This is a genomic window from Streptomyces roseicoloratus (assembly GCF_004117935.1).
Lineage (GTDB): Bacteria > Actinomycetota > Actinomycetes > Streptomycetales > Streptomycetaceae > Streptomyces > Streptomyces roseicoloratus.
Map to the genome: position 1 here is coordinate 45,624 of NZ_SDOY01000140.1, position 14,784 is coordinate 60,407.

11 protein-coding genes are annotated in these 14,784 nt (G+C 73.7%); 4 read left to right on the forward strand and 7 right to left on the reverse strand.

Annotated features, from left to right (window positions below; all coding sequences use genetic code 11):
* Positions 1-30: 30 nt before the first annotated feature.
* Together ESG85_RS22075 and ESG85_RS22080 are read right to left on the reverse strand one after the other, a co-directional pair.
* Positions 31-684: a response regulator gene (locus tag ESG85_RS22075; RefSeq protein ID WP_128981920.1), complete on the reverse strand. Its 654-nt coding sequence runs from the start codon at positions 682-684 to the stop codon at positions 31-33.
* Entirely contained in the window at positions 681-1,652 is a 972-nt protein-coding gene (locus ESG85_RS22080) for a HAMP domain-containing sensor histidine kinase (RefSeq protein ID WP_128981922.1), read from the reverse strand. Before ESG85_RS22080 ends, ESG85_RS22075 begins: the two co-directional genes overlap by 4 nt.
* A gap of 282 nt (positions 1,653-1,934) precedes the next feature.
* On the opposite strand from ESG85_RS22080, the gene ESG85_RS22085 reads away from it, so the two are divergent.
* Both ESG85_RS22085 and ESG85_RS22090 read left to right on the forward strand, forming a co-directional pair.
* Positions 1,935-2,405: a cation:proton antiporter regulatory subunit gene (locus ESG85_RS22085; protein ID WP_128981924.1), complete on the forward strand. Its 471-nt coding sequence runs from the start codon at positions 1,935-1,937 to the stop codon at positions 2,403-2,405.
* A gap of 1 nt (position 2,406) precedes the next feature.
* Positions 2,407-3,645, forward strand: a complete 1,239-nt coding sequence (locus ESG85_RS22090) for a cation:proton antiporter (RefSeq protein ID WP_128981926.1) — start codon at positions 2,407-2,409, stop codon at positions 3,643-3,645.
* 101 nt (positions 3,646-3,746) lie between these two features.
* On the opposite strand, the gene ESG85_RS22095 is transcribed toward ESG85_RS22090, so the two are convergent.
* The 3 genes from ESG85_RS22095 to ESG85_RS22105 all read right to left on the reverse strand — a co-directional run bounded on the left by ESG85_RS22095 (position 3,747) and on the right by ESG85_RS22105 (position 8,737).
* Positions 3,747-5,258 carry a potassium/proton antiporter gene (locus tag ESG85_RS22095; RefSeq protein WP_128981927.1) on the reverse strand — a complete coding sequence of 504 codons (1,512 nt, stop codon included), beginning with the start codon at positions 5,256-5,258 and terminating at the stop codon, positions 3,747-3,749.
* A gap of 558 nt (positions 5,259-5,816) precedes the next feature.
* A complete protein-coding gene (locus ESG85_RS22100) occupies positions 5,817-7,943 on the reverse strand; it encodes a SpoIIE family protein phosphatase (protein WP_128981929.1) in 2,127 nt (708 codons plus the stop codon).
* Positions 7,944-8,293: 350 nt separating this feature from the next.
* Complete coding sequence (locus tag ESG85_RS22105; protein WP_181019083.1) at positions 8,294-8,737, reverse strand: hypothetical protein; 444 nt, start codon at positions 8,735-8,737, stop codon at positions 8,294-8,296.
* An 85-nt stretch (positions 8,738-8,822) separates the two neighbouring features.
* Between ESG85_RS22105 and ESG85_RS22110 the strand changes: the two genes are divergently transcribed.
* On the forward strand, positions 8,823-9,668 hold the full coding sequence (locus ESG85_RS22110; RefSeq protein ID WP_425471264.1) for a helix-turn-helix transcriptional regulator: 846 nt from the start codon (positions 8,823-8,825) through the stop codon (positions 9,666-9,668).
* 286 nt (positions 9,669-9,954) lie between these two features.
* Positions 9,955-11,811 carry a glycoside hydrolase family 15 protein gene (locus ESG85_RS22115; RefSeq protein WP_128981931.1) on the forward strand — a complete coding sequence of 619 codons (1,857 nt, stop codon included), beginning with the start codon at positions 9,955-9,957 and terminating at the stop codon, positions 11,809-11,811.
* Positions 11,812-11,866: 55 nt separating this feature from the next.
* On the opposite strand, the gene ESG85_RS22120 is transcribed toward ESG85_RS22115, so the two are convergent.
* A complete protein-coding gene (locus ESG85_RS22120) occupies positions 11,867-13,261 on the reverse strand; it encodes an MFS transporter (RefSeq protein WP_128981933.1) in 1,395 nt (464 codons plus the stop codon).
* Between the two features lie 317 nt (positions 13,262-13,578).
* On the reverse strand, positions 13,579-14,760 hold the full coding sequence (locus ESG85_RS22125) for an alcohol dehydrogenase catalytic domain-containing protein (RefSeq protein WP_128981935.1): 1,182 nt from the start codon (positions 14,758-14,760) through the stop codon (positions 13,579-13,581).
* Positions 14,761-14,784 lie beyond the last annotated feature (24 nt).

Sequence of the window (14,784 nt, forward strand, 5' to 3'; positions counted from 1 at the left end):
CGCGGACCGCCGGCCGGGGAGGCCGGGCGGTCACGGTTCGATGAGGCCGGCGCGGATGGCGTAGCGGGTGAGTTCCAGGCGGTCGCGCAGACCGAGCTTCTGGAGCAGGTTGGCGCGGTGGCGTTCGACGGTCTTGGCGCTGATGACGAGGAGGTCGCCGATCTCCTTGGAGGTGTGGCCCTCGGCGACGAGTTTGAGGATCTCCTCCTCGCGTTCGGTGATGGGGCGGGCGGGCAGCGGGTCGCCTCTGCGGGCGCGGTCGAGATAGCTGCGGATGAGGGTGGTCTCGACGCCGGGGTAGATGAAGGGCTCGTCGCGCAGGGCGGAGCGGCAGGCCTCGACGAGGTCGCGGTCGGCGACGGACTTGAGGACGTAGCCGGAGGCGCCGGCCCGGAGCGCTTCGAAGAAGTACTGCTCGTTGTCGTACATCGTCAGCATCAGGGTGCGCAGGTCCGGGCGGATCCGGGCGAGTTCGCGGGCGGCCTGGAGGCCGGTCCGGCGCGGCATGGCGATGTCGAGGATGGCCAGGTCGACGTCCTGCTCGCGGGCCTGGGCGACGGCCTCGGACCCGTCGGCGGCCTCGGCGACGACGGTGAGGTCCGGTTCGGCGTCGAGGATGAGGCGTACGCCGCGGCGGACCAGGGCGTGGTCGTCGGCGAGCAGGATGCGGGCCGGTCCGGTCATCGGGCGTTCTCCCGGGAGTGTCGTTCGGTGGTGCTGTTCGTGACGTCGAGTCGTACCTGCGCGCCGCCGCCCGGTCCGGCGCCGATGCGGAGTTCCGCGCCGACGAGCAGGGCGCGCTCGCGCATGCCGCGGATGCCGGCGCCTTCCGGCGCCCGTCCGATGCCCCGGCCGTCGTCGCGGACCAGCAGGCCCACTCCCCCGCCGGGCAGGGTGCGCAGGTGGAGCTCGACCGCGCGGGCGCCGGAATGGCGGGCGGTGTTGGTGAGCGCCTCCTGGGCGATGCGGTAGAAGACCAGCTCGGTCGCCGGGTCCAGCTGCGGCAGGCCGGGCGTGATGTGGGTGGTCACGCTCAGTCGGGAGGTGGCGAACTCGGCGGCGAGGGCGCGCAGGGCGCTGTGGAGGCCGAGTTCCTCGAGGACTCCCGGGCGCAGGCGGCGGGCGATGCGGCGGATCTCGTCGAGGCCGGCGCGGGTGGTCTCCTGGGCCTGCAGGAGGTCCTCGCGTACGGCCGCGGGGGCGTGGTCGGCCGTGTGCTTGAGCTGGAGCAGTACGGCGGTGAGGGTCTGGCCGACCTCGTCGTGGAGTTCCTGGGCGATGCGCCGGCGTTCGGCCTCCTGCGCGGACAGGACCCGGCCGGAGCTGGCGGCCCGTTCGGATTCGAGGCGGGCGAGCATCGCGTTGAAGGTCTTGGTCAGTTCGGCGATCTCACCGGTGCCGCTGACGGCGGCGCGCTGGCCGGGGTGCAGCAGGTCCGCCGTGGCCATGGCGCGGGTGAGGCGCTGGAGCGGGGCGAGGCCGATCCGGAGCAGGACGGCGTTGGCGATCAGCATGGCCACCAGTCCGGCGACCAGGACCAGGCCTTCGGCGAACGCCACGGGGGTGGAGACGGTGACGGGTCCGAAGAGCAGCAGGACGGCCGCGATCAGGACGGCGGCGTTGAGGAGGAAGATCCGCCAGTACAGCGACATGTCCGTGCCTTTCTCGGTGGGCTCCCACCTTCACTGTCGCCGCCGTGCAGCCGTGCCGTCATCCGGGGCCCGACCCGCGCCGGCGCAGACTGCCCCGCACCAGCCTCGCGCCTGGTGGCACGGCCTGTCCATCCGTGGCGACACCCATGTCCGGGCCGTTCGCGCACCTGGCACCATGTTTCTGGCCGCGCCGGATCATTGTCCGATTTTCGCGGCACATCGCACCACCAATCATCGAGAGATCGACGGAACAGAAGGGGATGGGCTGTGCCTGCTCCACGGATGAGCACCACGCCGCTGCCCGGCATCGGCGTGCAGTACGACCTCACGACACGGGAACACCAGCATCTGTCGGTGATCGCTCACCTGGACGGGACGCGTACGGTCAACGTCTACCGCTCGGACGACCCGGACGCCTGTGCCCAGTCGCTGCACCTGACGAACGGCGAGACGGCCGCGCTGATCGACGCGCTGATGCCCGCGCACCACAGCCCGAACCTGCTGTCGACGACGGGCCTGGGTCTGGTCGCGGAGCGCATCGAGCTGTCCTCGACGTCGCACTGGAACGGCCGGACCCTGGGTGAGACGCGGATGCGGACCGAGACCGGCGCGTCCCTCGTGGCCGTGCTGCGCCGGGCGGAGGCGATCCCGTCCCCCACTCCGGCGTTCCGGCTGGCCGGCGGGGACACCCTGATCGTGATCGGCACCCGCGAGGGCGTCGAGGCGGCCGCCGCGATTCTCGGACGGGAGTGACGTGCACTCCTCCGCTCTGTTCCTGATCGAGTTCGGTGCCATCATCCTCGGACTCGGTCTGCTGGGGCGCCTGGCCGGGCGCCTCCAGTTCTCCCCCATACCCCTGTACCTGCTGGCGGGTCTCGCGTTCGGCGAGGGCGGTCTGCTGCCGCTCGGCGCGAGCGAGGAGTTCGTCGCGATCGGCGCCGAGATCGGCGTCATCCTGCTGCTCCTGATGCTGGGCCTGGAGTACACGGCCAGCGACCTGGTCTCCAATCTCAAGACGCAGTACCCGGCGGGTCTGGTCGACTTCACCCTGAACGCCGTACCGGGCGCGCTGGCCGCGCTGCTGATGGGCTGGGGACCGGTGGCGGCGGTCGTGCTGGCCGGCGTCACCTGGATCTCGTCGTCCGGCGTCATCGCCAAGGTGATGGGCGATCTGGGGCGCCTCGGCAACCGTGAGACGCCGGTCATCCTCAGCGTCCTGGTCCTCGAGGACCTCGCCATGGCGGTCTATCTGCCCATCATCACCGCCCTGCTGGCCGGTGTGAGCCTGGCGGCCGGCAGCGCCACCCTGGCGATCGCGCTCGCCGTGGCCGGGGCGGTCCTGTTCGTCGCCGTCCGCTACGGGCGTCTGATCTCCCGGTTCGTGTCCAGCGACGACCCCGAGAAGCTCCTTCTCGTGGTCCTCGGTCTGACGCTGCTGGTGGCGGGCATCGCCCAGCAGCTGCAGGTCTCCGCCGCCGTCGGCGCGTTCCTGGTCGGCATCGCGCTGTCGGGCGAGGTCGCGGAGGGCACGCACACGCTGCTGAGCCCGCTGCGTGACCTGTTCGCCGCCGTGTTCTTCGTGTTCTTCGGCCTGCACACCGACCCGGCCAGCATCCCGCCCGTGATCCTGCCCGCGCTCGCCCTCGCCGTCGTCACCGCCCTGACGAAGATCGCCACCGGCTACTGGGCCGCCAAGCGCGCCGGCGTCGGCGTGAAGGGCCGCTGGCGGGCCGGCGGAACCCTGGTCGCGCGCGGCGAGTTCTCCATCGTCATCGCCGGCCTCGCCGTCAGCGCCAGCGTCGAACCGGCGCTGGGCCCGCTGGCCACGGCGTACGTGCTCGTCCTCGTGGTGATCGGTCCGCTGACCGCCCGCTACACCGAGCCCGTCGCCGCGTGGATCGCCGAGCGCCGCAACCCCGGCGGGCCGGACGCCGTGGTGCCGGCCGCCCCGGCGCGGGCGGTCCCGGACCAGGACCCCGCCGGCCGCGTCTGACGCGGAAGGACCCGGGTCCGTCCTGACGGACCGGAGGCGGCGGTGACCGGTACGCGGAGCGTGCCGGTCACCGCCGCTTCGGCGTCCGGCCCGGTGTCCGCTCAGGCCGCGGGAGGCTCGAGGTGGCCGTGCTCGCCGAGCCAGCGGGCGAGTTTGCCGCGCCGTCCGATGGCGCGCAGGCGCCGCTCCGCGGCTTCCCTGACGCCCGGTGTGGTCACCAGGAGCAGCTGGTCACCGGTCCGCAGCACGGTGTCCGGGCGGGGCACGAGGGTGACGCCGTCGCGGACGACGAGCGTGATCACGGTCGGCGGCGGCAGGCGCAGCTCGGTGACGGTGACGCCGTGGAGCCGTGACCCCGGCGGGATGGCGACGGTGAGGAGGTCGGCGTCCAGGACGTCCAGCGGCGCGGCTTCGACCTGGATCTCGCGCAGCGCGCCGTACCGGGTCAGCCGCAGCAGGCGCGCCGCGGCGGGCAGGGTGGGGCCCTGGATCAGGGTGAAGACCACCACCAGCACGAAGACGATGTTCAGCAGGTGCGGGGCGCCGTCGACGGCCGCGACGATGGGGAAGGTCGCGAGGACGATGGGGACGGCGCCGCGCAGACCGGCCCAGGAGACGAACGCCTGCTCCCGCCACGGCGTACGGAAGAAGGCCAGGCAGGCGGCGACCGACACCGGCCGGGCGACGAGGAGCAGCACGAGGCCGACGGCGAGGGCGGGCAGGACCGCGGAGGGGAGTTCGCTGGGGTCGACGAGCAGGCCGAGCATGACGAACAGGCCGATCTGGGCGAGCCAGCCGGTGCCCTCGGCGAACGAGCGGGTCGCGGCCCGGTGCGGGAGCCGCGAGTTGCCCAGGACGAGCCCGGCCAGGTACGCGGCGATGATGCCGCTGGCGTTCGCGGCGCCGCCCGCGGCGAAGGCGATGACGCCGAAGCCGACGGTGGCCAGTGGGTAGAGGCCGGTGGCGGGCAGCGCGATGTGGCGGAGGGCGGCGACGCCGATCCGGCCGATCAGCAGGCCGAGCAGGCCGCCGGCCACCAGCTGGTAGAGGACGTTCCCGGCGATGACGGCCGGCGCGGGCAGGTCGGCCGTGGCGGTGGAGAACACCAGCACCAGGATGATCGTCGGGGCGTCGTTGAAGCCGGATTCCGCTTCGAGCAGTCCGGTGACCTTCCGGGGCAGCGGCAGCGAGCGCAGCACGGCGAACGTGGCGGCGGCGTCGGTGGAGGACACGATCGCGCCGAGCAGCAGGGCCAGGTGCCAGTCCATGCCGAGGAGGAGGTGCGCCCCGGCGCCGGTGACGACCACCGAGACGGCGACGCCGGCGGTGGCGAGGACTCCGGCCGGTGCCAGCAGGCGCCGTACGTCGGCCCAGCGGGTGGTCAGTCCGCCCTCGACGAGGATGACCGCCAGGCCGGCGGTGCCGAGGGACTGCGCGAGCCGGACGTCGTCGAACTCGATGCCGACGACGTCCTCGCCGGCGAGGACGCCGACGGCCAGGAAGAACAGCAGGCTGGGCAGGCCGATCCGGTGGGCGGCGCGGGCGGCGGCGATGCTGGCCATGAGGACGCTGCCGCCGACCAGCAGCACCGGGTACAGCTGCTGCAGCGTCACCGTCGCTCCCGGCGTACGGGCCAGGGCGGAGTCATGACCCGGGCGGCCGGGGGCGCCGCCCGGGGGCGGATTCGAAGAGCCTCACCGCCAGCGCGGTCATGACCAGGCCGGCCGCGAGCAGCAGTCCGTGGGGCAGGACCGCGCCGGCGACGAGCACGGCCGCCGCGGCCGCCGCGGCGAGCCAGGCGCGGCCCCGCCGGTTCGGTCGGTGCCGCTGGTTCGGTCGGTGCCGCTGGTGCGCTCGGCTTGGCCGGTACGGCTGGTGCCGGGCGTCCGGTCGGTGCCGCCGGCGGGGTACGTGCCGTGTGTACGGTCGGTGCCGCGGGTGCGGTCGGCGTCGCCGGTACGGCCGGAGCCGCCGGTACGCGATGCGGGGCAGGGCAGTCATCGGCGCGGACTCCGTTCGTGCCGTGGCCACGAGCACCCGGCTGCCCCGGCGGCGCGCCCTTCAATCTGCGACCAAAAGGGGCATAAGGGGTGCTCCTCCCCTTCACCATCGCCCGCCCCACCTGTCCCGTGCATCGGGGCCGGCACCCATCTTCCACGCGCCCGGCCGTCTCAGGTCCCGGGGAGTGCCCGGATGAGCAGCAGGGCGATGTCGTCGTGGCGGGGCGCGGTCGCGGTGGCGTGGTCGAGGAGGGCGTCCGCGACCTCGTCCATCGTCCGGCCCTCGGCCCGGGCGAACTGGCGGGCGAGGTCGGCCGTGGTGTCCTCGATGTCGAGTCCGGCGATCTCGACGAGCCCGTCGGTGTAGAGGGCGAGGGCCGTGCCGGGAGGCAGCGGCATCTCGGTGGTCTCGTAGGCCGCGTCGGCGTCGATGCCCAGCAGCAGGCCCGGGGTGACGGGGAAGACCTCGGTGCGCCCGTCGGGCCGGCGCACGATCGGCGGCGGATGACCGGCGGTGGCGAGGTGCGCGCGGTGCCCCGCGAGGTCGATGTGGGCGATCAGGCAGCTGGTGAAGAGTCCCGGGTCGAGGTCGATCAGGAGGCGGTTGGTGCCGGCGAGGGCCTTGCCGGGAGGCGTGCCGGCGGTGGCGTGGGCGTGGACGGCGGTGCGGACCTGTCCCATGAGGGCGGCGGCGGTGACGCTGTGGCCCTGGACGTCGCCGATGGCGACGGTGACGGTGGTGTCGTCGCGGCGGATGAGGTCGTAGAAGTCGCCGCCGATGTCCATGCCGCGGCCCGCGGGGAGGTAGCGGGCGGCGACGTCCAGGCCCCGGACGCGCGGGAGGGTGTGGGGCAGCAGGGCGGACTGGAGGGTGTGGGCGAGTTCGTGCTTGGTGTCGTAGAGGCGGGCGCGGTCGAGCGCCTGGGCGACGAGGCCGGCGAGTGAGGAGAGGACGGCGCGTTCGCCGGGAGGGAAGGGGTGGGCCTGGTCGTAGCCGAGGACCAGGGTGCCGACGACGCGGCCGGTGGCGATCAGCGGCAGGAACGCCCAGGAGGCCATGCCGTCGACGTGCACGGCTGCGGGGTAGTCGCGGCGGAGTTCCTCGAAGCTCGCGTAGAAGCCGGGCTCTCCGGTGTTCAGGACCTGCACGGCCGGTGTGCGGGAGGTCAGCGGCTCGGCGTCGAAGCGGTCCATGAGCTCGTCGGTGTAGCCGCGGTGGCCGACGACGTGGAGCCGGCCTTCCTCGGCCGCGAGCAGGGCCAGGGCCCGCGGTCCGAAGGCGGGCACGATCTGGTCGCCGACGAGGTCGACGACCTCCTTCACGCCGACGGTCTCCGTGAGGGCGGCGGCCAGGTGCATCAGGTGGTAGAGCGAGGCCACCCCGGCCAGCTCCGCGAACGGCGGCGGAGGCCGGTGCACTTCCGGCCGTTCGGAGGCCGCGGTGGGGGCGATGTGGACGCTGATGCCGGAGGCGTCGGGGTAGAGCTGGAAGGACAGCCAGGTGTCCGGTGGGCGCAACGCGGTGAAGGCCGTGGGCCGGCGGCTCACCACGGCCTCCCGGTAGTGGTCCTCGAAGACGGGCTCGCGCATCCACGGCAGCACTTCCCAGGGCCGGGCGCCCCGGAGGAAGTCGGCGTCGGCGCCGACGAGTTCGGTCGCGGCGGCGTTGATGTACGTGACGCGGCCGTCCAGGTCCATCGCGCAGCAGCCCACGGGCAGGCGTTCCGCGAAGTCCACCGCGGCCAGGGCTTCGTCGCCTTCGGCGGCGCCCGAGGCGGGTGGGGGCAGCACCCGCGGTTCCTCCGCGGGCGGTGTCGGCCGTCCGCCGTCGCCGGCCTGCCGCAGAAGGGCCGCGGCGGTGCGGCAGAAGCCGTCGATCGCGTCGCGTTCCGCCCGGCTGAGTTCGGACGGGCGGAACACGGGCCACAGGAGGACGAGGCCGCCCCACGCGGCGGTGGCGCCCGGGATCGGGGCGGCGGCGAGCATGAAGTCGTACGGCAGGACGAGCCCGAGCCGGGGGTAGCGCCGCGCGACCTCCTCGCGGCCGCCCAGCCATACGAGGCGGTCGTCCCGGATGGCGTCCGCGACCGGGATCGACTCGCCGAGGTCGATCCGCGCCCACGGAGCGGTGATCCGGCCGGGTGCGCCCGACACCACGGCGAGGTGCAGGACGCGTTCGCCCGGCGGCAGGCGATAGACGAGGGCGACGGAGGCCCCGGTGGCACGGACCACGTCGCCCACGGCGGCGTCGAGCCGCTCCAGGCCGTGCCCGGTGGAGGAGTCGGCCGGATCCCGCATGGCCTAGCACCCCTCCGCGATGATCCGGGCGCACGGGGCGGGTACGGGCCGGAGGACCGGGCTCGGGGCCGGTACGGGCCGGAGGGCCGGCTCGCGTGCGGCTGCGCAGCGGCCGCGTGCCGCCCGTCCGGACCGCCCGTCGGCCGTCCCGGGCTGCCGCGGCATCCGAGTGCCGCACCCGTCGTACCGGCCGTCGCGCATACGGCGACCATATGCCCGCCGTGCGGCGGTGGCACCTCGGACCCGGACCGCCGGGAGCCGGCCGCGAAGGGGCGCCGAGGTGCGGCGGGGCGGGTGGCGCCGTGAGGCGACACCCGCCCGGGCGGTGTCCGTACGCGCGCTTCATCCGGTCACCGCTGCCGGCGCTCCCCGTGGTACCGCTGGGCGAGCCGTGCCAGCGCGACGGCGCCGAGGAGCAGTCCGAAGTCGCGGAGGGCCACGTCGTAGTGGCCGGGGATGGTCAGCAGGTTGACGATGATGCCCGCCAGCCATCCCGCCACCAGCCAGCCGCCGAAGCGGGGGGCCAGTGCCACGGCGACGCCGGCCACGATCTCGATCACGCCCACCGCGTACATGGCCGCCTGGGCGCTGCCGGGAACGATGTCGTCGATCCACGGCGCCAGGTAGGAGGGCCAGTCGACGAGCAGGTTGGCGAATTTGTCCAGTCCGAAGAGGATCGGCGCCACGGTGAATCCGGTGCGGAGGATGACGAACGCCTGGTAGCCGGGGTCGGCGAGCGCCGCCCGCCGCGTGCCGGGGGTGGTGGTCGTGGTGCGTGTGGTTGCGGAGGACATGGCCCTCTCTCCTTCTATCAGCAAGGTTCATTTCCCATAGAAGACCTCTCGGGCTCTTTAGTCAATGGCTGTGGGTTTTACACTGGTGTTCGTGGACGCCCCCAAGGAAGTACGCGACGCCGCCGGCCCGGAGACCACCGCCGGCTCCGGAGTTCCGGAGACCTCCGCCGTCTCCGCCGTCTCCGACGTCTCGGCCGTCGCCGCGCTCGACGAGCCCACCCGCAGGAGGCTGTACGAGTTCGTCGTGCGCCGCCGGAAACTGGTCGGGCGTGACGAGGCGGCCGACGCGCTCGGGCTGGCCCGGAAGACCGCGGCGTTCCATCTGGACCGGCTGGCCGACGAGTCGCTGCTGGACGTCGTCTTCGAGCGCCGCAGCGGGCGCTCCGGGCCGGGTGCCGGAAGGCCCGCGAAGCTCTACCGCCGCTCGGCGCGGCAGGTCGCCGTCAGCCTCCCCGACCGCCGCTACGAACTGGCCGGACGACTGCTGGCGCAGGCGGTGGAGGAGTCCGACGCGACCGGCGAGCCCGTGCGCGCGGTCCTGCACCGCAAGGCCGGGGAACTCGGCACGCAGCTGGGCCGGCAGAGCGGGACGGACGTCTTCGCGCTGCTGGAGCGGTACGGCTTCGAGCCGCGCCGCGAGGAGGACGCCATCGTCCTGGACAACTGCCCGTTCCACGCCCTGGCCCAGGAGCACACACAGACCGTGTGCGGCATGAACCTCCACCTGCTCAGGGGCGTCCTCGACGGCCTGAACGCCTCTGACCGGGACGCGCCGGGCGAGGACGCGACGGACGGCGACACGTCGGCAGGCGGCGATCCGGTCGGCGACCTGACGAGAGGGGCCGCGGCCGATCCGGCCGCCGCCGGACTCGAGGCGTGCCTGGCCCCCGGCCCCGGACACTGCTGCGTACGCCTCCGGCCGGCGGCCTGAGGGAAACGACCGGACGGGTCGACACGCCTGGCGGACGCGGGCGGCCGACGGGGTCGGGCGGCCGACGCGGGCGGCGCGACGCGGGCGGGCCGCGCCGGGCCCCCGCGCCCAGAAGTGGCTGAGCACGCGGGGCGTCGCGATGATGAGCAGAGGGGCCGAGGCTCGATCGCGGCCGCTGCTGCGCCGTGAGCCCTCCGCGGGATCCTCCCCGGTGGGACCGGGCCGGTCCCGCGCCCGTACGAGGACGCTCTCGTCCCCGTCGGGCGCCGAGAACGCAGGAGGCGCGGTGAGCGAGTACCCCCCGATCGCGGACCACGGCATCGTCGGCGACCTGCAGACGGCGGCCCTGGTCGCCGCCGACGGCACGGTCGACTGGTGGTGCACGCCACGGTTCGACTCCCCCAGCGTGTTCGCCTCGCTGCTCGACAGCGACCGCGGCGGCTTCTGCCGCCTGGCGGCCGACGTCGGTGACGACGCCACCGTGCGGCAGCTCTACCTGCCCGACACCGCCGTCCTCATGACCCGCTTCATGGCGCCGGGCGGGGTCGGCGAGGTCGTCGACTTCATGCCGCCCGACCCCTCGTCGACGCCGTCGGCCCGGCACCGGCTGATCCGGGTGGCCCGGGTCGTGCGGGGAAGCCTGCCGTTCGAGCTGACCTGCCGGCCCCGCTTCGACTACGGGCGCGCACCCCACGGGCTCACGCGGACGGACGACGGGTCCGTGCTGTTCCGGGGCCCCGGAACAGATCTGCGCCTGCAGGCCACCGCGCCGGTCGAACTGCACCCGGACGGCACCGACGTCTCCGCCCGCTTCACCCTCGAAGCCGGTCAGAGCGCCGCCGTCGTCCTGACCTCCGACAGCGGCGGCGCGGGCGGTGCCGACGGCCCCGGCGGTCCGGCCGACGGCGGGACGCCGAGCCTCGACGGGATCCTCGCCGACTTCCGGGCGTGCACCCGCTTCTGGCTGGAGTGGCTGCGCTCCTGCCGCTACCGGGGCCGCTGGCACGAGATGGTCGTCCGCTCCGCGATCACCCTCAAACTGCTGACGTACGCGCCCACGGGCGCCCCGATCGCCGCCGCCACCATGGGCCTGCCCGAGCAGGTCGGCGGGGAGCGCAACTGGGACTACCGCTACACGTGGGTGCGCGACGCCTCCCTGTCGGTGCGGGCCCTGATCGACCTCGGCTTCACGGCGGAGGCGAACGCCTTCCGCCGGTGGCTGCGCGCCCGCCTGGACGCGGGCGGCACCGAGTCCGGTGAGCCGCTGCAGATCATGTACCGCGTCGACGGCGAACCCCACCTGACGGAGGAGGTGCTCGACCACCTGGAGGGCTACCGCCGATCCGCCCCCGTACGGGCGGGCAACGCCGCCGCCGACCAGATCCAGCTGGACATCTACGGCGAGGCCGCGTACGCGCTCGCCCAGGCCGAGGACATCGGCAGCGTCCGCGGCTGGAGCGCCTTCGTCCGCGTCATCGACTGGCTCGCCGATCACTGGGACCGGCCCGACGAGGGCATCTGGGAGACCCGTGGCGGACGCCAGAACTTCACCTACAGCCGGCTCATGACCTGGGTCGCCTTCGACCGCGCCGTGAAGCTCGCCACCGCGCACTCCCGTCCCGGCGACGTGAACCGCTGGACGGACGCCCGCGACACGGTCCTGCGGCAGATCCTCGAGCGGGGCTGGAGCGAGAAGCGACGGGCGTTCGTGCAGCACTTCGACACCGAGGTCCTCGACGCCTCGCTGCTCCTGATGCCCAAGGTCGGCTTCCTCACCCCGACCGACCCCGACTGGCTGACCACGCTCGACGCCATGGACACCGAGCTGGTCAGCGACAGCCTCGTCTACCGCTACGACCCCGCCGCCTCCCCGGACGGCCTGCGCGGCTCGGAGGGCACCTTCAACCTGTGCAGCTTCCTGTACGTGGAGGCGCTCGCCCGGGCCGGACGTCTCCACCAGGCCCGGTACGCCTTCTCCAAGATGCTCACCTACGCCAACCACGTCGGCCTGTTCGCGGAGGAGATCGGCCCGTCCGGCGAGCAACTCGGCAACTTCCCGCAGGCCTTCACCCATCTGGCCCTGATCGACGCGGCCCTCGCCCTGGACGAGGAACTCGACCGCGTCGAGGGCCGGGCGCGGTAGGGCGTGTCCTCCGGGCCGGGGCGCGACGCCGACGGCATCGGCCGGGATTCGGGGGTCAGGCCCGAGGCCGACCGGTGCGGGGCAGCAGGGCCGCGGCGGTCAGCCCGCCCAGGCCGACGACCGCGAGCGCCGCCATCGCCACCGCGTACGCGCCCTTGGTGAGCCCCGCCACCAGGATCGTGCCGGCGACGGCCGTGCCGAGGGAGGAACCGAGGTTGGAGACACTGCGCGACAGGCCGGAGATCTCGCCCTGCTGCGTTTCGGGGAAGCACGACTGGACCACGTTCACCGACGGGGTGAGCATCACCCCGAGTCCCAGGCCGATCAGCAGCAGGCCCGGGGCGAACGCCCAGGCGCCGGGCTGCCGGGCGACGAGGACCAGGAGCGCGGCGATGCCCACGAGCGTCACGACGAAGCCCGCCATGATCAGGGTGCGCTGGGCGCGACGCCGGGCCAGCTTCTCCGCGGCCAGCGAGGAGGCCAGGATGCCGAGGGTCGCGGCGGTGAAGATGACGCCGGTCTCGACCGCGTCATAGCCGCGGACGACCTGCAGATAGGCGGCGACGGTGAAGGAGACGCCCATCAGCATCAGCCACTGCGCGTTCTGGGTGACCAGACCGAGGTTCGAGGTGCGGTCGCGGAACAGGTCCGTCGACAGCAGCGCCTCCCGGCCGGAGCGCTCGCGCCGGCGCACCCAGGCGAAGAAGCCGGCCAGCACCAGCGCACCGGCCAGCAGCAGGCCCAGCGCCAGCCACCCGTTGTCGTCGACCGCCAGGATGCCTGTCACCAGCAGCACCAGGCCCGCCGCCGACAGCACGGCGCCGACCGTGTCGAAGGGCCGGGCCGGGTCGGGCGGCAGCGGATCGTCGATGTGCCGGCTGAGCAGCACGATCACCACGATCACCAGCGCCTGGAACACGAAGGCGGCCCGCCAGCTGATGGCGCTGGTGATCAGCCCGCCGATCAGCGGACCGGCGGCCGCCCCGACCCCGCCCATCGCCATGATGGCGCCGAACGCCCGTGCCCGGGACGCCGTGTCGGTGAACAGCAGCGTGGTCAGGATGTAGACCGGCGGGATCAGCAGCGCCGTGCCCACGCCCTCCAGGACCGAGTTCCCGAGGATCAGCACGCCCAGGCCGGGCGCGACCGCGCTGAGCACCGCGCCCACCCCGTAGATCAGGAGACCCGCCACCAGACAGCGTTTGCGGCCCCATGTGTCGGTGAGTTTCCCGCCCGGGATCATCAGCGCGGCCATCACCAGGAGGAAGATCGTGATCGCGACCTGGACGCCCTGCACGGTGGTGTCCAGGTCCTCGCTGATGTCGTTGATCATCACGTTCATGTTCGAGCCCGCGAAGCTGCAGATGAACTGCGCCAGCGCCAGCGGCGCGAGGATCCGCCGCGCCGTCGGCGCCGGTCCCGAAGCTCCCTCAGCGGCCCTTCCCGCCATATCGCCCGTCCCATCCGTTCGCCGTCGAGAAGCACGCGGCGCCGCTCTCGGCGGGCCGGCGCGGCGCCCTCGTGACCGTCTCACGAACACCCGCCGACATGGCGGAGACGCGCAGTGCGCGACCGGGGTCCGTCACCGCGACGACACCGGGCGCCGTACGGGAACGCCACCGCGACCCCATCGGCGTGCCGTACGGGGAGACGCAGCACACGCCGGGCGGGGGCGCGGCGTGGCCCCGGGCCGGCGCCCGGACCGGCACTCGCCGTCGTGACCGGACGGGGGATTGCTCGTCGTGCCCTGCGGTCATCGCTGCGGCGTCAGGGCGTGAACAGGATCTTCACCGCGCCGTCGCGCTTCGTCTGGAACATCTCGTACGCCTCCGGGGCCTCCGTCAGCGGCAGCCGGTGGGTGGCGAAGTCGTCGACGCCCAGCGGGTCGTCGTCGGTGAGCAGCGGCAGCAGCCGGTCGACCCAGCGCAGCACGTTCGCCTGCCCCATGCGGAGCGTCAGCTGCTTGTCGAACATCGCGAAGAGCGGCATCGGGTCCGCCGCTCCCCCGTACACGCCGGACAGCGACACGGTGCCGCCGCGCCGTACCAGTTCCACCGCCAGGTGCAGCGCGGACAGCCGGTCCACGCCGAAGCGGCGCATCATGGGCCGGGCGACGGCGTCGGGCAGGCAGGCGACCACGGAGTGCAGCGTGCGGGCGACCGGCGCGCCGTGCGCCTCCATGCCGACCGCGTCGATGACCGCGTCGGGGCCGCGGCCGCCGGTGGCGTCGCGGACCCGCTCGACCGGTCCGCCGTCCTCGGAGGGCTCGACGACGTGGACCCCGCGGGCGGCCGCCCGGGCGCGCCGCTCGGGGACGGGGTCGATGCCGATGACGAGGCCGGCGCCGCGGTGCAGCGCGATGCGGGCGGCCATGTCGCCGATGGGGCCGAGGCCGAGGACGGCCACCGAGCCGCCCGGCGGCACGTCCGCGTACTCGACGGCCTGCCATGCCGTGGGCAGGACGTCGGAGAGGTAGACGAAACGGTCGTCCGGCGGGCCCTCCGGGACGGGGATGGGCAGGTTGTCGCCGAACGGCACCCGCAGGTACTCCGCCTGTCCGCCCGGGACCTGGCCGTACAGCTTGGTGTAGCCGAACAGGGACGCGCCCGTGCCGTGGTCGTGGACCTGTGTCGTCTCGCACTGGGAGTGCAGGCCGCGCTCGCACATCGGGCAGGTGCCGCAGCAGACGTTGAACGGCACGACGACGCGGTCGCCGGGCTTCACCCGCCGCACCTGCGGCCCCACCTCCTCGACCAGGCCCATCGGCTCGTGCCCGAGCACGTCGCCCGGGTCGAGGAACGGCCCGAGCACCTCGTACAGGTGCAGGTCCGATCCGCACAGCCCGCTCGTCGTGATCCGCACGATCACATCGGTGGGCTCCTGGATGCGCGGGTCCGGCACGGTCTCCACCGCGACGTTCCGCCGGCCCTGCCAGGTGACGGCCCTCATGCGGGCACCTTCCTTCCGTCCGGT

Coding starts and splice junctions, on each gene's coding strand:
- ESG85_RS22075 (WP_128981920.1), bottom strand. CDS start 684: ATGACCGGACCGGCCCGCATCCTGCTCGCCGACGACCACGCCCTGGTC.
- ESG85_RS22080 (WP_128981922.1), bottom strand. CDS start 1,652: ATGTCGCTGTACTGGCGGATCTTCCTCCTCAACGCCGCCGTCCTGATC.
- ESG85_RS22085 (WP_128981924.1), top strand. CDS start 1,935: ATGAGCACCACGCCGCTGCCCGGCATCGGCGTGCAGTACGACCTCACG.
- ESG85_RS22100 (WP_128981929.1), bottom strand. CDS start 7,943: ATGCGGGATCCGGCCGACTCCTCCACCGGGCACGGCCTGGAGCGGCTC.
- ESG85_RS22105 (WP_181019083.1), bottom strand. CDS start 8,737: ATGTCCTCCGCAACCACACGCACCACGACCACCACCCCCGGCACGCGG.
- ESG85_RS22120 (WP_128981933.1), bottom strand. CDS start 13,261: ATGGCGGGAAGGGCCGCTGAGGGAGCTTCGGGACCGGCGCCGACGGCG.
- ESG85_RS22125 (WP_128981935.1), bottom strand. CDS start 14,760: ATGAGGGCCGTCACCTGGCAGGGCCGGCGGAACGTCGCGGTGGAGACC.